The organism is Mesorhizobium sp. M4B.F.Ca.ET.017.02.2.1 (assembly GCF_003998955.1).
GTDB classification, from domain to species: Bacteria; Pseudomonadota; Alphaproteobacteria; order Rhizobiales; family Rhizobiaceae; genus Mesorhizobium; species Mesorhizobium abyssinicae.
Genome location: NZ_RZOF01000651.1, coordinates 1 through 940 on the forward strand (window position 1 = coordinate 1; position 940 = coordinate 940).

General features: G+C 58.1%; 1 protein-coding gene. It reads left to right on the forward strand.

Annotation, left to right across the window (positions count from 1 at the left end):
• Positions 1-533, forward strand: a 533-nt coding sequence (locus EN738_RS34625; protein WP_145967060.1) for an FHA domain-containing protein, incomplete at its 5' end; no start/stop codon positions are given.
• Positions 534-940 lie beyond the last annotated feature (407 nt).

Genomic DNA, 940 nt, shown 5'->3' on the forward strand with positions numbered 1-940 from the left:
ACCCCGGGGAGGTGCTGATCAGCCAGAGCTTCTTCGAAGGCCTTACAGCGGGCAGCCGCAGTGCCTTGCGGCTCCTCGACAAAATGGCTTTCAAGGGCAAGCAGGAACTCTTCGATGTCTATACTCTGAGGAGCGACGATGGGACCCTCAGTCCGCAGATCGCCAGCCGGGGCACCATTATCGAACGGCGCTCCGTCCCGCCGCCGCAGATCAATCTTCTCATCGGCTATGGAGATCAGTCGCGATCCTGCCGAAACAACGAATTCGTGACGTTCGGCCGATCTCCGGAATGCAATATCGTCATCCAGTGGCCCTGGGTCTCAAGGCACCACGCCACTTTCACCATTTCGAATGGCAAGGCCCGCCTTATCGAGCGAAGCTCGTCGGGCACATTTGTGTCGATGGGACCCGACCATGAAGTATTCGTGCGCCGCGAAGATATTCTTCTCTTCGGCTCCGGCGTCATCTCGCCGGGACGGAGATCGTCGCCCGGCGACACCGAGGTTCTTCACTACGAGATTGTCTCAGGCTGACCGGATGGATTCGTTAGCCGCGACTGGTCTCGGCGGCGGCGCCGAGGTCAGCCAAGCGCCCGTGCTGTCGATCCATCTACACGAAGGCTGAAATCTCGGCCGGCAACAGGTCCACAACCGGTCAAGATCACCGTGTCGAGAGCTGATTTTACAGTCCTGATTATTTTCGCGCCACTGTTGTGCATTGCACAATAATTATGCGTGCGCTTGCGCTAATGAACAATCTTTGGCCTGCGCGCCTCGTCACCCAGCCCGTGCGTTGCCGGCGTGGATCATTGATTTAATTGAAGTTTTTCTCCTCGTTCAAAACTGGCACGGTTTCTGCATTGCAATAACCAAGCTCCTCGCGGAGCCACGGAACAGGCGTCTAATGGCGGGCGCCCCAGGCAAAGCTGCCGCTCAGGGCG